The 16,230-nt window shown below is 51.1% G+C and carries 17 protein-coding genes; 11 read left to right on the top strand and 6 right to left on the bottom strand.

Features of this window, described 5'->3' with window-relative positions; all coding sequences use genetic code 11:
• The first annotated feature begins 47 nt into the window (after positions 1–47).
• The 8 genes from HQ393_RS06285 (at position 48) to HQ393_RS06320 (ending at position 8,346) form a co-directional block, all read left to right on the top strand.
• Entirely contained in the window at positions 48–1,901 is a 1,854-nt protein-coding gene (locus tag HQ393_RS06285) for an NAD(P)H-dependent oxidoreductase subunit E (RefSeq protein WP_179357979.1), read from the top strand.
• Positions 1,898–2,635: a 2Fe-2S iron-sulfur cluster-binding protein gene (locus HQ393_RS06290; RefSeq protein ID WP_179357980.1), complete on the top strand. Its 738-nt coding sequence runs from the start codon at positions 1,898–1,900 to the stop codon at positions 2,633–2,635. Before HQ393_RS06285 ends, HQ393_RS06290 begins: the two co-directional genes overlap by 4 nt.
• The gene (locus tag HQ393_RS06295; RefSeq protein WP_179357981.1) at positions 2,632–3,174 is read left to right on the top strand and encodes an NADH-quinone oxidoreductase subunit B family protein; all 543 of its coding nucleotides are present in this window, start codon (positions 2,632–2,634) and stop codon (positions 3,172–3,174) included. The genes HQ393_RS06290 and HQ393_RS06295 overlap by 4 nt, the downstream gene beginning before the upstream one ends.
• A 10-nt stretch (positions 3,175–3,184) precedes the next feature.
• The gene (locus tag HQ393_RS06300) at positions 3,185–4,696 is read left to right on the top strand and encodes a Ni/Fe hydrogenase subunit alpha (RefSeq protein ID WP_179357982.1); all 1,512 of its coding nucleotides are present in this window, start codon (positions 3,185–3,187) and stop codon (positions 4,694–4,696) included.
• 2 nt (positions 4,697–4,698) lie between these two features.
• The gene (locus HQ393_RS06305; protein ID WP_179357983.1) at positions 4,699–5,196 is read left to right on the top strand and encodes a hydrogenase maturation protease; all 498 of its coding nucleotides are present in this window, start codon (positions 4,699–4,701) and stop codon (positions 5,194–5,196) included.
• Between the two features lie 143 nt (positions 5,197–5,339).
• Positions 5,340–6,380 (top strand): efflux RND transporter periplasmic adaptor subunit, encoded by a 1,041-nt coding sequence (locus tag HQ393_RS06310; RefSeq protein ID WP_179357984.1) that lies wholly within the window; start codon positions 5,340–5,342, stop codon positions 6,378–6,380.
• A complete protein-coding gene (locus HQ393_RS06315; protein WP_179357985.1) occupies positions 6,380–7,624 on the top strand; it encodes an ABC transporter permease in 1,245 nt (414 codons plus the stop codon). Before HQ393_RS06310 ends, HQ393_RS06315 begins: the two co-directional genes overlap by 1 nt.
• Positions 7,621–8,346, top strand: coding sequence for an ABC transporter ATP-binding protein (locus HQ393_RS06320; RefSeq protein ID WP_179357986.1), 726 nt, complete (start codon positions 7,621–7,623; stop codon positions 8,344–8,346). The genes HQ393_RS06315 and HQ393_RS06320 overlap by 4 nt, the downstream gene beginning before the upstream one ends.
• 6 nt (positions 8,347–8,352) lie before the next feature.
• Here HQ393_RS06320 and HQ393_RS06325 read toward each other — a convergent pair whose 3' ends face one another.
• On the bottom strand, positions 8,353–10,140 hold the full coding sequence (locus HQ393_RS06325; RefSeq protein ID WP_179357987.1) for an ABCB family ABC transporter ATP-binding protein/permease: 1,788 nt from the start codon (positions 10,138–10,140) through the stop codon (positions 8,353–8,355).
• Positions 10,140–10,517 (bottom strand): Co2+/Mg2+ efflux facilitator ApaG/CorD, encoded by a 378-nt coding sequence (apaG, locus tag HQ393_RS06330; RefSeq protein ID WP_179357988.1) that lies wholly within the window; start codon positions 10,515–10,517, stop codon positions 10,140–10,142. Before apaG ends, HQ393_RS06325 begins: the two co-directional genes overlap by 1 nt.
• Before the next feature lie 137 nt (positions 10,518–10,654).
• Here apaG and rpe point away from each other — a divergent pair, with 137 nt between their 5' ends.
• The 3 genes from rpe (at position 10,655) to HQ393_RS06345 (ending at position 12,429) form a co-directional block, all read left to right on the top strand.
• Complete coding sequence (gene rpe, locus HQ393_RS06335) at positions 10,655–11,329, top strand: ribulose-phosphate 3-epimerase (RefSeq protein ID WP_179357989.1); 675 nt, start codon at positions 10,655–10,657, stop codon at positions 11,327–11,329.
• A 13-nt stretch (positions 11,330–11,342) separates the two neighbouring features.
• Complete coding sequence (gene arsC / locus HQ393_RS06340; protein WP_179357990.1) at positions 11,343–11,684, top strand: arsenate reductase (glutaredoxin); 342 nt, start codon at positions 11,343–11,345, stop codon at positions 11,682–11,684.
• 82 nt (positions 11,685–11,766) lie between these two features.
• The gene (locus tag HQ393_RS06345; RefSeq protein WP_179357991.1) at positions 11,767–12,429 is read left to right on the top strand and encodes a phosphoglycolate phosphatase; all 663 of its coding nucleotides are present in this window, start codon (positions 11,767–11,769) and stop codon (positions 12,427–12,429) included.
• Between the two features lie 81 nt (positions 12,430–12,510).
• On the opposite strand, the gene HQ393_RS06350 is transcribed toward HQ393_RS06345, so the two are convergent.
• From HQ393_RS06350 to hflC, 4 genes are all read right to left on the bottom strand, one after another.
• Positions 12,511–13,806 carry an adenylosuccinate synthase gene (locus HQ393_RS06350; RefSeq protein ID WP_179357992.1) on the bottom strand — a complete coding sequence of 432 codons (1,296 nt, stop codon included), beginning with the start codon at positions 13,804–13,806 and terminating at the stop codon, positions 12,511–12,513.
• Between the two features lie 124 nt (positions 13,807–13,930).
• Positions 13,931–15,073 carry an ATP phosphoribosyltransferase regulatory subunit gene (locus HQ393_RS06355; protein WP_179357993.1) on the bottom strand — a complete coding sequence of 381 codons (1,143 nt, stop codon included), beginning with the start codon at positions 15,071–15,073 and terminating at the stop codon, positions 13,931–13,933.
• An 84-nt stretch (positions 15,074–15,157) separates the two neighbouring features.
• On the bottom strand, positions 15,158–15,343 hold the full coding sequence (locus HQ393_RS06360) for a DUF2065 domain-containing protein (RefSeq protein ID WP_179357994.1): 186 nt from the start codon (positions 15,341–15,343) through the stop codon (positions 15,158–15,160).
• A complete protein-coding gene (gene hflC, locus HQ393_RS06365; RefSeq protein WP_179357995.1) occupies positions 15,340–16,218 on the bottom strand; it encodes a protease modulator HflC in 879 nt (292 codons plus the stop codon). The genes HQ393_RS06360 and hflC overlap by 4 nt, the downstream gene beginning before the upstream one ends.
• Positions 16,219–16,230: the final 12 nt, after the last annotated feature.

The following is a 16,230-nucleotide window of genomic DNA, read 5'->3' on the forward strand; positions in this document are numbered from 1 at the left end:
AACTAAAACAAAGTATTGACTCTGGCTTACGCCAAGTGGATACATCTATGCAAGCGGCTATCAATTATCAGCGCATCAACACCCTGCTCGATGCACATCAACGCAATCCGCTCCAGCTAGTACAAATCCTGATCGCCATACAACATGAATATGGCGGCATTCCTGCGGCATTGCGGGATTACATCGCCAAAGCCCTGAATGTACCCCTCACCCAAGTGCATGGCGTGGTCGAGTTTTATCATTTTTTATCGACTGCGCGCCTTGGTAAATACCGCATTTATGTCTCGGACAACATCACCGATCGCATGCTGGGCAATGAAGCCATCATGCAAACGCTACTTACCGAGCTTGCCGTTGAGCGCAGCAAGCCGCGCACCGATGGCCGTGTTTTTGTAGATTACACCTCGTGTACCGGCCTGTGCGATCAAGGCCCTGCCCTGCTCATCAATGGCCGCCCAATTACCCGCTTAAACACCGAGCTGGCCAAGGCCATCGCTCAAAAGATTAACGCCGATCAGCCGCTCGATAGCTGGCCATCGAATTGGTTTCAGGTGGAAGAATCATTGCGCGTCGCCGGCCCCGTGTTAGCCAGTCGCATCGAGCCGGGTCGCGCATTGCAGGCGGCACTGGCCATGGGCCCAGAGCGTTTCTTGAAACAAGTCGATTTATCAGGGCTGCGCGGGCGCGGTGGCGCAGGTTTTCGTACCGCGCTCAAATGGCGGGTCAGTCGCGATGCGCCGGGCAAAGCGCATTATGTGATTTGCAATGCGGATGAAGGCGAACCCGGTACGTTTAAAGACCGCACGCTGTTGACTCGATTTGCCGACGCGGTGTTTGAAGGCATGACTTTGGGCGCCTACGTCATCGGCGCGCAACAAGGCTTTTTGTATTTACGCGCCGAATATGCTTTTTTATATCCGCATCTAGTCGCCACCCTCGCGCGCCGCCGCGCCGAGCGGCTACTGGGCAAGGGCATTTTGGGGCAGGATTTTGATTTTGACATCGACATTCATTTGGGTGCTGGCGCATATGTAGCAGGTGAGGAAAGCGCGCTGATCGAATCATTAGAAGGCAAACGCGCCGTGCCGCGCACGCGGCCACCTTATACCGCAACACACGGTTATCTCAATCAACCCAGTATTTGCAATAACGTCGAGACCTATGTCAAAACAGCGCTGATTGCGATACATGGCGCTAGCTGGTTTCTGGAAAGCGGGACCCGCCATTCGCCTGGCACCAAACTGCTATCTGTTAGCGGCGATGTAGCACGCCCCGGTATTTATGAATACCCATTTGGGGTATCAGTCCAGACGATCCTCGATGCTAGCGGAGCGAGCAATACCCAGGCAGTGCAAGTAGGTGGGCCTTCGGGTACTTGCATTACACCCATTGAGTTTTCGCGCAGTATCAGCTTTGAAGACTTATCAACGGGTGGCTCATTCATGGTGTTTAACCAAAGCCGCGATATGTTGCGCGTGGTACAAAACTTCACGCACTTTTTTGCTGGAGAATCCTGCGGCTTTTGCTCGCCCTGCCGCATTGGCACGCAACTCCTTAAGCAATCCATCGACAAGATAGTCAGCGGCAGTGCCACCACACGCGAATTGAGTGACATCGCTGAAACCGCCAACTGCATCAAAACCATGAGTCATTGCGGACTAGGGCAAACGGCGGCCAATCCCCTGCTCGATACCTTGAAACGAATGCGACCAATCTATGAGGCGCGTCTCACCTCGCTCGATTTTGTCCCCGGTTTTGATCTCGATGGCGCGCTAGTCACTGCGCGCCAACTCAGCCAGCGCAACGACGCTCAAGCTCATCTGGGGCAAATCTGTGATGAGAATGGCTGCTTAATCAATACGAGCTCGGATCAATCGCCATCCAGAGGGCCGACATCATGAATGGCAATGACTTTACCTTTGTACTTGATGGCGAAAATATCCGCTTTGAACCGGGCCAAACCATTATGGAAGCCGCATCACAGGCTGGCGCCTATATCCCGCACCTATGCTACCACCCTGAATATCGCCCGCGCGGCAGTTGCAAGCTGTGTACCGTCAAAATCAACGGTCATTTTGGCACTGCTTGCACCTTGCCAGTCCAACCCGGTATGCAGGTCGAAAACGATACGGATGAGCTCAATCTGATGCGTCGGCGCGTAGTACAGATGCTGTTTATCGAAGGCAATCATTACTGCCCATTTTGTGAAAAAAGTGGCAACTGCCAATTGCAGGCTCTGGCTTATCACGTCGGCATGCAGGACTCTCACTTCCCGCATTTTTTCTCTTTGCGTCAGATCGATGCCTCCCACCCCGAGATGTTGCTCGATCGAGATCGCTGTATTCAATGCGAACTTTGCGTGCGCGCCAGTCGCGAAACCGATAAAAAGTCCATTTTTGGCCTCGCCGGCCGCAGCACCAGCACGAATTTGGTGATAAATAGTGAATCTGGCCTGCTGGGGGACACGGATTTCAGCATTCATGATTTTGCCGCGCATATTTGCCCAACAGGGGCATTAATACCTAAGCGTGAAGGCTATCCAATCCCGATTGGCGAGCGCCTTTACGATCATCAAGACATCAGCGCCGTGGGGCATCTACATCCCAATGCAGCGCAGCGCGGAGAAAGCAAATGAGCAAAATCCGTGTCGCGACGTGTTCTTTGGCGGGCTGCTTTGGCTGCCATATGTCGTTTTTAGATCTGGATGAGCGGATTGCCGATCTGGTCGAGCTGATTGAATTCGATCGTAGCCCGCTGACCGACATTAAAATTGTCGATGCAGCCGGGGTGGATATCGGCCTGATCGAGGGCGGCGTTTGTAATGCCGAAAACGTCCACACGCTGCGCGAATTTCGCTCGCGCTGCCGCATTTTAGTCGCCGTTGGCGCTTGCGCCTTAACGGGCGGCGTACCCGCGCTGCGCAATCGCATCCCATTGCAAGAATGTTTTGCCGAAGCCTATTTACAAGGCGCAGGCATCGAAGCACCGCAAGTGCCCAATGACCCCGAGCTACCGCTTTTGCTCGATCGAGTTTATCCCTTGCACGAAGTGGTTCGTATCGATCATGTGCTACCAGGCTGTCCGCCCCCTGCCGATGCGTTTTGGGAATTACTCACCGCCCTGCTAGCGGGGCGTGAGCCCGATTTAGATTACGCGCTACGGCGTTTTGATTGAGGTTGCCGACATGTACGAACACCTAGAAAACGCCAGCAATACCGATGGACTTAGTCGCATGGTGATCGAACCCATTTCGCGGGTGGAAGGTCACGGCAAGGTCACGCTACTACTCGATGAAAATCGGCGCGTGCAGCAGGCTCGGCTGCATATTGTTGAATTTCGCGGTTTTGAGCGATTTATTCAGGGCCGACCTTTTCGCGAAGTACCGACCTTGGTGCAAAGGCTATGCGGCATTTGCCCGATCAGCCATTTACTAGCGGCCTCGAAAGCGTGCGACCCATTTATCCTTGGCGCACTGACGATCACGCCAACGGCAGAGAAACTCCGGCGCTTGCTGCATCACGCGCAAGTGTTGCAATCGAATGCGCTGCATTTTTTCCACCTGGCCTCACCGGATTTACTTTTCGGCTTTGATGATGCAGTCGCCCACCGCAATGTCGTGGGCGTAATCATGGATCAGCGTGAATTGGGTTTACGCGGGATTCGCATCCGTAAATACGGCCAAGAAGTCATCCGCATTCTGACGGGGAAACGCGTGCACGGCACGGGATCAATCCCCGGTGGTTTTTTAAAACCACTCACGCTCGCCGAGCGCGACGAAATGCTGCAAGGCATTGATCAAATTATCGACTGGTGTGTCGCCAGTAATGAGCTGGCGCGCGATTTATTTTTAGCCCATCAGCCTGAGCACCTCACTTTTGGCGCGACCGAGTCGGCTTTTCTGTCGCTCGTGACCGCCACTGGAGATTGTGAGATTTACGATGGCGTGCTGCGCGTCAAAGACGCCTGCGGAAAAATCATCGTCGATGGATTTGACCCTGCGCGCTATCTCGATTTGATCCGCGAAGAGGTCAAACCTTGGTCGTATATGAAATTTCCGTATCTGGCCCCTTTTGGTCACGAAGCCGGTTATTACCGCGTTGGGCCATTGGCACGAATTAACAACGCCGATCGAATGCCCAGCGAGCGAGCAGAAGCCGCGCGTCAAGAATTCGCAGACTTTGGGCAAGGCAAACCGGTGCAAGCGACTTTGGCGCAGCATTGGGCGCGGATGATCGATACCATCATGTGTGCCGAAGTGATTCGTTACTTACTGCTTGACGCCGAGATTCTCGGTACCGAATTGGTCTATTCAGATGAGCAACTTAAACACATCGATCCCGTGCGCGAAGGCGTTGGCGTGATTGAAGCGCCGCGCGGCACGCTATTGCATCATTACAAAATCGATGACGATGAGAACATTAGCTTTGCCAACCTGATCGTCTCCACCACGCACAATAATCGTGGCATGAATGATTCGGTGCGCGCGGTGGCGGCAGAATATTTTGACGGGCGAGCCGTTACCGAAGGTTTACTCAACCGCATCGAAGTTGCGATACGCGCGTATGACCCTTGCCTATCGTGCGCCACCCACGCCTTGGGGCAAATGCCATTGATTATTGAGGCAATCGAAGCCGATGGTCGTATCAGTAGCCAATTGGCGCGTCATGATGATGGCCGCATTGAGCAATTCATCTAGCCATGGCGCCGATATTATTTTTTGCCTACGGCAACCCAGCTCGCGGCGATGATGCTTTGGGGCCACTACTGGCCGATATGTTCAGTGCATGGATTAGCTCGCAGCAGCTCCATACCGAGATCGACGTACTGTTTGATTTTCAACTGAGCCCTGAGCACGCCTATGATATTACTGGCCGGGAACTGATTATTTTTGCCGATGCCAGCAATACCATCACCGAGCCCTGTTGCTGGCAAATCATCGAGCCTTGCCAGCCACCCACATGGCTCAGTCATGCCAGCACGCCTGCCCATGTGTTGTGGCATTGCGATACCCTACTGGGGAATACCCCTAAGCTATGCTATATAATTAGTCTTCATGGCTATACCTACGAGCTAGGCGATGCACTGAGTGCATCCGCACATCTTGCCCTCGAGCAGGCCCATCAATTACTTCAAGACTTTATCCTTTGCCATCTCAATCAACGCCATCTGAAACTAGCCATCACAGCGCAACCCTGATGCCAAATGGCCCTGTTTTACATCAAACCTCGAAAAAGAAAACCTAGCTTGCTCGATAAAATCAGCCACAATTAAACCTGATTGGGTGGCTCTGCCACGGCCAGTTCATCGCTTGAGATAAAGCACCGATTTAAAGGCTAGCAATGCAAGTTAAATGGTTGGTATTGGGTCTTGTAGGCGCAGCACTGGGCGGCTATGCCGCGTGGTATCGCTATGCGCCACTTGAAGTTCATACCATTTTACCCAAGCGTGGCGACGCCATTGAAGCCATTTATGCGACAGGTTTGGTCGAGCCGAGCGTCTTACTGCCGATCGCCCCTCGTGTCGGCGGCCACCTGACTGCGCTCAATGTGAGCGAAGGGCAAACGGTACGCAAAGGCCAAGTGCTCGCTCAACTTGAGGCGCTCGATGTCGTACGCACCGTTGATGAGCAGGCTGCACGCGCTCAATATGCCAAACAACAACAAGCTCGCACCGCCTCATTAGTGGCGCAGGGGTTTTATTCCGGCGCCGAAATGGATCGCGTGAATGCAGAAGCCAATGCGACGCAAGCCGCACTACGTCGCGCCAAAGCCCTACAAGGCTTCACGACACTGACAGCCCCCGCCGATGGCGTTATTTTACGGCGAGACGCCGAGGTCGGGCAGTTTGTGGCGGCAGGTCAAGTGCTGATGTCGATGTCCTGTTGTGCGCCGCTGCGTGTGAGCGCCGAAGTCGATGAAGAGGACATCCCCAAAGTTAAAATCGGTCAGCAAGTGCTGCTCCATGCACCCGCTTTTCCCAATCAGGTTCTTGATGGCCATGTCGAAGCCATGACGCCCAAGGGCGATCCCGTATCGCGCAGTTATCGGGTTCGGATTGCACTCGCAAAACCCGCTGATTTGCGCGTCGGCATGACAGTAGAAGCCAATTTAATTAGCCAGCAAAAAAGCCATGCCTTATTGATCCCTAGCCAGATCATTCAAGATGGCAAGGTGTGGGTCCTTGAGCAAGGCAAGGTCAAACAAAACCCCGTGAAACTGGGCATTATTGGTAATAGCCAGAGTGAGGTACTCAGTGGCATTGAAGATAAAACCCAACTGATTTGGCCAATACCCAAGGGTATATACCTAGATAGATCAGCCAATATCACCTCTGAGGCTATACCCAAAGAAAAACCCCTAGCAGCCGCGAGCACGCCCTAATGCGCCTACTGCTGTCAATCGCCCGTACCCACCTGACGAGTCGCCTGCGGGCGACGCTGGTTTCGTTGGGCGGTGTGATTTTGGGCGTGGCATTTTTTCTGGCCGTTTCAGCACTGATGCAAGGCTCGGAAAAAGATTTCATTAAACGTCTGGTCGATAGTAGCCCCCACATTACGATCTCCGATGAAAACCGAAACCCGAGCGAGCAAGCGGCTCAGCTGCGCTGGCCAGACGCCGCAGTCACCATTCGACACGTGAAACCGCTCAATGAATCGCGAGGTATCCGCAGCTACCAGCAAAAATTGGCCTATATGCAGGCCATTGCGGGCGTCAAAGTCGCGCCAGTCTTGCTAGGCTCAGCCGTGCTGCAATTTGCTGGTCGCCAGCAAGGCGTTACGCTATCAGGGGTTATCCCCGCCCTGATGCGCGAAGTGTCATTTTTAGAGGATAAATTTATCGCCGGAGACCTGGCTGCACTCGACATCGAACCGGGCGGCATTATTATTGGTGCCAATTTGGCGCAAAAATTCAGCCTGCGCCTAGGAAGTACGGTCAGCGTTGCCGCAGGTACAGATGCCAACCACACGCTACGGGTCGTCGGCATTTTTCGTTCTGGTAATGCCAATTATGATGAAGGACAAACCTTTGTGCTCTTGAAACAGGCGCAAGCCCTGCTAGAGCGACCACAGCGGGTGAATCGTTTTATTTTGCAATTGGCCGATCCCTACCAAGCACGCGATTTAGCGCAGCAATTGGAAGCCCAGTTTGGCTATAAAGCCGTGTCTTGGCTGGAAGCCTCCGAAGATATTCTGAGCCTACTGGTGATTCGTAATTTGATTATGTTCAGCGTGGTGGCCGCGATTTTGGTGGTTGCGTCTTTTGGCATCTATAACACCATCTCAACTTTTGTCATCGAAAAAACCCATGATATTGCGATCTTAAAATCGATGGGTTTTCATGCGCGCGATGTTCTGACTATTTTTCTACTGGAAGGCCTCATTATTGGGATTATTGGCAGCATTCTGGGATTAGCCCTAGGCGCGGCTTTGATGCAAGGCTTAAGTCTCGTTGAGATCAAGCCGCCAGGTGCCAGCCAGATCAGTCACCTGCCCATCTGGTGGGGAATCGAGCAATTTATCATTGCCAGTGGCTTTGCCCTGACCTCATGCCTAGCAGCCTCCTACTTGCCGGCCAAACGCGCTAGCCGGCTGCATCCTGTGGAAGTCTTGCGGGGTGCAACATGACTGAAAAGCAAAGCAGCATGCTGCGGGCCGACAATCTATTTCGTGAAATTGCGGGGGAAATCCCAGTTCGTCTCGTCGACAATGTATCGCTAGATATTGCAGCCGGTGAATTTGTCTGCATTATGGGGCCATCAGGTTCAGGCAAATCATCTTTGCTGTACTTGCTTGGGCTGCTCGACATTCCCAATCGCGGCCAGATCTGGCTTGATGGCATTGATACCAGCCACTTTAACGAAGACCAACTGGCCGAGCATAGGCTGCGTTATTTAGGCTATGTATTTCAGTTTCACTTTTTATTAGCCGAATTTACCGTGCTCGATAATGTCACATTGCCAATGAGGAAATTAGGCCAGCTCAATGCTGCTGCGATGTTGGAGCGAGCAAAAAGCTTGCTCGATAAATTAGGCATGCTGGCGCAAATGCATAAGTACCCGCATCAACTCTCAGGAGGCCAACGCCAGCGTGTCGCGATTGCCCGCGCCTTGGCCAACGATCCAAAAATCATCCTCGCCGATGAGCCAACGGGAAATCTAGATTCAGCTTCGGCCGTCAATGTGCGCGAAATCTTGAAAAATCTCGCGCACGATATGGGCAAAACGGTGATCGCAGTGACCCATGATATTCAATTTGCCACCGCGGCGGATACGCGGATCGGTTTGGTCGATGGGCGAATCAATGCCGATTGGTTCACGCGCGTAAACAGTGCGGTCATCGCGCCATAGTACGGCTTAGTCTTGCTCACCCTCTTCATGCAATTGCAAGGCCCACATTTGCGCATACACGCCATTGCTCGCCAGCAAATTGCGATGCGTGCCGCGCTCGACAATTTGCCCTTCTCGCATCACCAAGATTTCATCCGCATCTGAAATCGTCGATAAACGATGGGCTACAACCAAAGTCGTACGATTTGCCGAGATGGCTTTTAATTCGGCCTGAATCGCTTTTTCAGTGTGTGAATCTAGCGCACTGGTGGCTTCGTCAAAAATCAGAATGGGTGGGTTTTTAAGTACCGTGCGCGCGATGGCAACACGCTGCTTTTCACCACCAGAGAGCTTGAGGCCACGCTCACCCACCGTCGTGTCAAAGCCATCGGGTAATTGCATAATGAAATCATAAATATGCGCCGACTTGGCGGCTTCGATGACTTCGTCACGCGTCGCATCCGGTTTACCATAAGCGATGTTGTAATAAATCGTGTCATTGAACAGCACGGTATCTTGCGGCACGATCCCAATTTGCGCGCGTAAACTGCTCTGCACCATATCGCGAACATCGACTCCATTGATCGTAATCGCGCCAGCATTTACATCGTAAAAACGATACAGCAAACGCGACAACGTCGATTTGCCCGCGCCACTTGATCCAACCACAGCGACGGTCTTGCCCGCCGGAATACTAAAACTCACGCCATGCAGAATTGGCCGATTACTATCGTAGGAAAAATCAACCTGATTAAACTGCACTTGGGCGTCAGTTAGCGCCGCGTTTTGCGCCGCTTCACGATCTTTGACCTCGGCATTACGCCCCATCAGGCCAAACATTTTTTCCATGTCGGCCAGTGAGTTTTTGATTTCTCGGTACACAAAGCCCAAGAAATTCAGCGGACCATAGAGTTGCAATAAAAAGGCATTGACCAAGACCAAATCACCCAGTGTCATGGTGCCTTTCACCACGCCATTGGCCGCCATGCCGACCAGCAAGGTGACGCCTAAGGCGATAATCGTGGCCTGACCTGCATTTAAAAATGACAATGACACCTGATTTTTTACTGCTGCAGTTTCCCATTTGGCCAAGCTGAGATCATAGCGCTCAGCTTCCCAACGCTCATTGCCGAAGTATTTGACCGTTTCATAGTTGATCAGGCTGTCAATCGCTCTGGTGTTCGCCTTCGAATCCAGGTCATTCATCTCGCGACGGAAATGCATCCGCCACTCGGTAATCCCCAACGTAAAACCGATATACAGCACGATGGTGCCAAAAGTCACGGCAGCAAAGGTCCAATGATATTTTTGCAGTAAAATTGCCGCCACCAAGCCAATCTCGACCAAGGTCGGCAGAATATTAAACAGCGTAAAATTCAATAAAAATGCAATGCCTTTGGTGCCGCGATCAATATCCCGATTCATACCACCGGTTTGACGCTCCAGATGAAACCGCAGCGACAAGCGATGCAAATGCTCAAATACTTGCAAGGCAATTTTGCGGATTGCGCCTTGGGTTACTTTGGCAAACACCGCATCGCGCATCTCGCCAAACACAGCAGAGCTTAAACGCAGCGCGCCGTAGCCAAGGATTAAAGTCACGGGCAAAGCCAAGGCAACATCTTTGGTGCCGAGTTGATCAACAATGTCTTTTAATACCAAAGGCACGGCTACATTGGCCACTTTGGCCAGCACCAACAAAGTCAGCGCCAAAATAACTCGTGTTTTGTATTGCCATAAATAAGGCAATAAGGTGCCCAAGGTTTGCCAATTATTGGTAGTTTTGGCGCTCGATTCAGCAGTTGATGGAGGCATTAATGAAGTGTCCTTGGCATAGAAAGTACAAATTGCTCGATCTGCGCTTCAAACTCGGTGCCATCAGCCGCAATCATTTGATAAGTACCACGCATGGTGCCCACCGGGGTTTCCAGTGTCACGCCACTGGTGTATTCATAAATTTCGCCGGGTGCCAGCTCAGGGTGCTCGCCAATGACGCCAAGGCCACGCACTTCCTGCGTTTTGCCAGTGGCGTCCTCGATAATCCAATGTCGGGCAATGAGTTTTGCCGTAATCGTTCCCGTATTTTCTATCGTAATTTGATACGCAAACGTGTATTGCTCAGACGCCTCATTGGACTGCTCTGGCAAATAAAATGGGCGTGCCAAGACTCGAATATGATAGTTGTGTTCCATGTTTTCCCCTTATCCGGAGTAAATGCGGCCATGCTGCAGAATACCAAGGAATGCAACACAATTTGTTGCTAATCAGATTGCTTTTATGGCTCAGTGGCAAACTGGCATAATCAAGTCAACCCATTTGGAATTTCGATATGACCTACCGCATTGCTCCAAGTATTTTATCTGCTGACTTTGCTCGTCTGGGCGAAGAAGTGAAAAATGTGATCGAGGCTGGTGCCGATATCATTCACTTTGATGTGATGGATAATCACTATGTACCCAACTTAACGATTGGCCCCTTGGTGTGCGACGCGATTCGTCCATGGACCGATGCACCGATCGACGTGCATTTGATGGTTAAACCCGTAGATCGCATCATCCCTGATTTTGCCAAAGCTGGCGCGAATATTATTACTTTTCACCCTGAAGCGTCCGAGCACATTGATCGCTCGCTCGGCTTAATTCGTGACTCGGGCTGTAAAGCAGGCTTGGTATTTAACCCCGCAACACCGCTACATTATCTTGATTATGTGATGGATAAAATCGACATGATTTTGCTGATGTCGGTGAATCCTGGCTACGGCGGTCAATCGTTTATCCCGGCAACGCTCGATAAAGCTCGCCAAGCGCGTGCGCTGATCGACGCCTACACAGCCAAAACAGGCCGTGAAATCTGGTTGGAAATCGACGGTGGCGTGAAAGTTGATAATATCGCTGAAATTGCAGCCGCTGGGATTGATACCTTTGTCGCTGGCTCGGCCATTTATAGCCAGCCCGACTACAAAGCGGTCATCGATCAAATGCGTGCGCAACTGGCCACTGTGTAATCTAGGGAAAACAATGAAATTACTGCATAACCCGCGCTGTAGCAAAAGCCGTGAAGCACTCGCAGCACTTGAAGAGGCTGGCCATACGCCTGAAATTTGGCGTTATCTGGACGAGCCTCTGAGCGAGGCTCAAATTCGCGAATTGCTTGGGCAATTAAATTTGCCTGCTTTGGCGCTGGTCCGTAGTAAAGAAGAATTGTGGCGCGAATTGTCAGCAGGGAAAACGCTGGATGAAGAGACAATTATTCACCTGCTCGCCATCCACCCAAAACTGATCGAGCGCCCTATTCTGATTCATAATGGCAAGGCGGCAATTGGCCGTCCGCTAGACAAAATCTTCCAGCTCATCAAATAAGAATCAAAGGGTATATGCTTCAAAGCCATTTGACAATTAAACTTAAAGCATATACCCAGCCATATTTAATACAGAGAACAGCATGAGTATTCAAGCAATTGCATTTGATCTAGACGGAACACTCGTCGATTCATTGCAAGATCTAGCACGCGCGGCCAATGCAGCGCGCAGCGACTTAGGGCTGACGCCACTCGCAACCGCTACAGTCGAAAGCTACGTCGGGGATGGCGCTGCGGTTTTGGTAGCCCGTGTGTTGGCCGACGACGCCAAAGCGCAATTTACCGGCACAGCGCTACAAGAACAGGGCATGGCGCAGTTCAATCTGCATTACCGTGCAGGCCTCACGATTGCCACCAAGTTTTACCCCAAAGTGCAAGAGACGTTACATGCGTTGCACGAGCGTGGTCTGCCGCTGGCAATCGTGACCAATAAACCCGAGCGGTTTACCCTGCCGCTGCTGCGCGAGCTGGGGGTGTTTGAGCACTTTGATGTCATCGTATCTGGCGACACTTTGGCAGAACGCAAACCTTCCCCACTGCCCATGCAACACGTTGCCAATCAATTAGGCATTGAGGTGGACAACTTGCTGATGGTAGGCGATTCAAAGAATGACATCCTGGCCGCACAAAACGCGGGTTGCGCATCGGTACTGGTCAGCTATGGCTATGGCAGCGAGCTGGAAAGCATGGGTGCAGATGCGATTATTCATCGCTTCGATGAGCTGTTTGCCTTCCTGGAAGAGTAAACAATAAATAATTAGCACTGCGCTCGCAAACAAAAAGCCCCGTCGAAACGGGGCTTTTTACTACCTCAATACCCTGGCTGATTAGCCGTGGTATGGGTGACGCAATACGATAGTTTCTTCGCGATCTGGGCCAGTTGAAACGATATCAATTGGCGCTTCACAAATTTGCGCAATACGCTCAAGGTAAGCACGCGCATTGGCTGGCAAACCTTCCCACGTTTTCACGCCGAAAGTGCTTTCAGTCCAACCTGGAATTTCTTCGTAGATTGGCTCGCACAAAGCGATGTCATCCGCGCCCACTGGCAAGATGTCAGTTTCAACGCCATTAATCTTATAGCCAACGCACAATTTGATCGTTTCGATGCCGTCCATCACGTCCAGCTTGGTCACGCACAAGCCTGACACACCATTGATCTGGATCGAGCGTTTCAGTGCAGCTGCGTCAAACCAGCCGCAACGACGTGGACGACCCGTTACCGAACCGAACTCATTGCCGCGCTTAGCCAAGCCAGCGCCAACATCACAGAACAATTCAGTTGGGAATGGACCTGAACCAACACGTGTGGTGTACGCTTTTACGATACCCAATACGTATTGCAACATTTGCGGCGCAACACCTGCACCTGGTGCAGCAGCACCGGCAACGCAGTTGCTTGAAGTCACGTATGGATAAGTACCGTGATCGACGTCGAGCAGCGTGCCTTGCGCGCCTTCGAACAACAATGGCTCGCCCGCTTTGTTCATTTCGTACAAAGTGCGTGACACATCGCCCAGCATTGGCTTGATACGTTCAGCATATGCCAGTGTTTCATCGTAAATTGTTTGGTAATCCAACGTTGGCGCGTTGAAGTAGTTTTTCAGTGCAAAGTTGTACCAATCGAGGTTTTCCAGCAATTTTGCTGCGAAGCGCTCTGGATGATACAAATCTTGCAGACGAATCGAGCGACGCGCGATTTTGTCTTCGTAAGCTGGGCCGATACCGCGACCCGTTGTACCGATTTTTTTCTCGCCCTTCGCAGCTTCACGCGCTTGGTCAATGGCAATGTGGTAAGGCAAAATTAGCGGACATGCTTCAGAAATGCGCAAGCGGCTCATCACATCGATGCCAGCAGCAGTCAACTCGTCGATTTCTTTGAGCAGGGCTTCAGGAGAAATCACCACGCCATTGCCGATGAAACATGCTTTACCTGGGTGCAAAATGCCCGAAGGAATCAGACGCAGAACAGTCTTTTTGCCGCCAACAATCAGCGTATGGCCCGCATTGTGACCACCCTGAAAGCGAACCACGCCTTGTGCGTGATCAGTCAGCCAGTCAACAATCTTGCCCTTACCCTCGTCGCCCCATTGGGTACCGATCACGACTACATTTCTGCTCATTCCCAAACCTCGATGCATAAAACACAAAATAATTTGGCAATGCTACCCACGTAACATTGCGACCGAACTTTAACTTCAAAACGCTGTTTGAGCCAGCTATTTTTTTGCTAAAACGGCTTAATTTTTACAGACTTATGACTTGCCAAACACCCTCTTTTTGCTGCAGGGTGCGATCAACATGGACTTCCGATTGCTCGACACCGAGATCAACAATCACAATCTCGCCCTGTGCGCGCAAGGAGCGGATCATTTCCAGCAAGCTCGCCTCTTCGCCTTGTGGCGCCAAAATCCCGGCCTTGCGGGCTGGAAATGGCACCGAAGTTAGGCTGCGCAAATCAATGCTAAAACCGGTTGCAGGGCGAGAACGACCGAATTTTTCGCCAACACTATCGTAGCGGCCGCCACGAGCAACTGCATTGGTAAAGCCCTTAGCGTAGGCGTTAAAGACCAAACCAGTATGGTAGTAGCTGCCCGGTAATTCAGCCAGATCAAAACGCACAGCAATACCGCGTACAGTCAATGCCGCATATAACTGCTGCAGATTATCAAGAGCCACGGTAATTTGTGGTAAAGCGGGCAGCAGAGAACGAACTCGCTCTAAAATACTGACATCGCCATAACTTGTTGGCAGCGCCATTAAGCCTGTACGCAGCTCTTCGTTCAGTTTTACGGATAGCGCAGCCAAGGTAGGCGTGTCTTTTTGCTGCAAAGCATTAAATGCAGCCTGCCGTTGTTCGCCTTGCCAATTGGCCGCATCAGCGATGGCATTGAATAAACCAATATGGCCAACTTCCAAACTAATGTCTTTTATTCCTGCCTCAGCCAGACTAGCAAACATCAATTCAATAATTTCGACATCAGCAGCTAAGTCAGCGCAACCATACATTTCCGCGCCGATTTGTCGCGGTTGTCGCGTCGACAATAAGCCATCAGGGCGGGTGCAAAGGACCGAGCCGGTATAGCACAGACGAGTCACGCCTTGTCGATTGAGGATATGCGCATCAATCCGAGCGACTTGCGGCGTGATATCAGCACGCAAGCCCATCTGACGGCCAGACAGTTCATCAACCAATTTGAATGTTTTTAAGTCCAGCGCGGCGTCTTGTTGTGTGAGCAGTGATTCAACATACTCAACCAAGGGGGGTTCAACTTGCTCGTACCCATACAAGGTAAATTGATCGAGCAGGCGGCGACGCATGCTTTCAATTTGGCGCGCTTCTGAAGGTAAAACATCAGAAATATATTCGGGGAGAATCCAGTTACGCATAGTCTATACAAACCAAATGCCCACACCATGTATCAGCATGGAGTGGGCGTCATTCATAGTATTGGAGGCAATACCCCTAGAGGGCTATTTAACCGCCAGCGAAATTAATAATCCAGCTATCAATGAGCAAAAACCTATCGTACGGATCTGGCGATCACTCATTTCAGACATTCTTTTAAGGGTAGAGCGCCAAACTTGTGGCAAGGCAAAGGGCATAATACCTTCAAACACCAGCATCAAGCCCAATCCAAGCCACAACTCACTACTCATTTGCCGGAACCTGCGCGTGGATTCTTCATGTACTTAAAGAATTCAGAGCTTGGATCGACAACCATGACATCGCTCTTCTTGGCAAAGCTCTGTTTATAGGCATCCAAGCTCTTATAAAACGCATAGAACTCAGGGTTTTTACCATAAGCATCGCCATAAATGGCAGCAGCCTTACCATCGCCCTCACCCTTCATTTGCTGAGCGATATTATACGCATCTGCCAAGATCACTTCGCGTTGTTTATCCGCATCCGCTTTAATTTGTTCCGCTGCGGCACTACCTTCCGCCCGTAATTGGCTCGCAACAGCTTTACGTTCAGACTGCATGCGCTCGTAAACCGAATTTAAAGTGCTGTCTTCAAATTCAACCCTCTTGATACGCACATCAACCACTTTCACGCCAATACGTGCTGCGTCAATATCCGCCACCTTCTGGACATATGTCATCACTTCGTCACGTTTGCCAGAAATAACGTCTTGCACCGTGCGCTTACCGAACTCATCACGCAACATATTATTGACGGTATTACGCAGACGATCGACACCTTTGCGCTGATCCAGACCAACAGCCTTATAGTATTTTTCTACATCGACAATCTGAAATTTGATGTAGCTATCGACTTTCACGTTCATTTTCTCGATGGTTTGAATACGTGCAGGGACCTCTTCATCGATAGTTTGAATGCGTTTATCAAAATAACGCACTTCCTGTAGCAACGGTATTTTGAAATGAAAACCAGGATCTTTAATGACGCGCACGGCTTCAGAGAACTGAAAAACCACCGCATATTGGCGTTGATCCAGCGTAAAAAAGGTCAATGAAAACGCGAAAAGCCCCAGAAAAATGGCTGCAACGACAGTCATGAGTTTATTCATTACGCAGTCTCC

The organism is Chitinibacter bivalviorum (assembly GCF_013403565.1).
GTDB classification, from domain to species: domain Bacteria; phylum Pseudomonadota; class Gammaproteobacteria; order Burkholderiales; family Chitinibacteraceae; genus Chitinibacter; species Chitinibacter bivalviorum.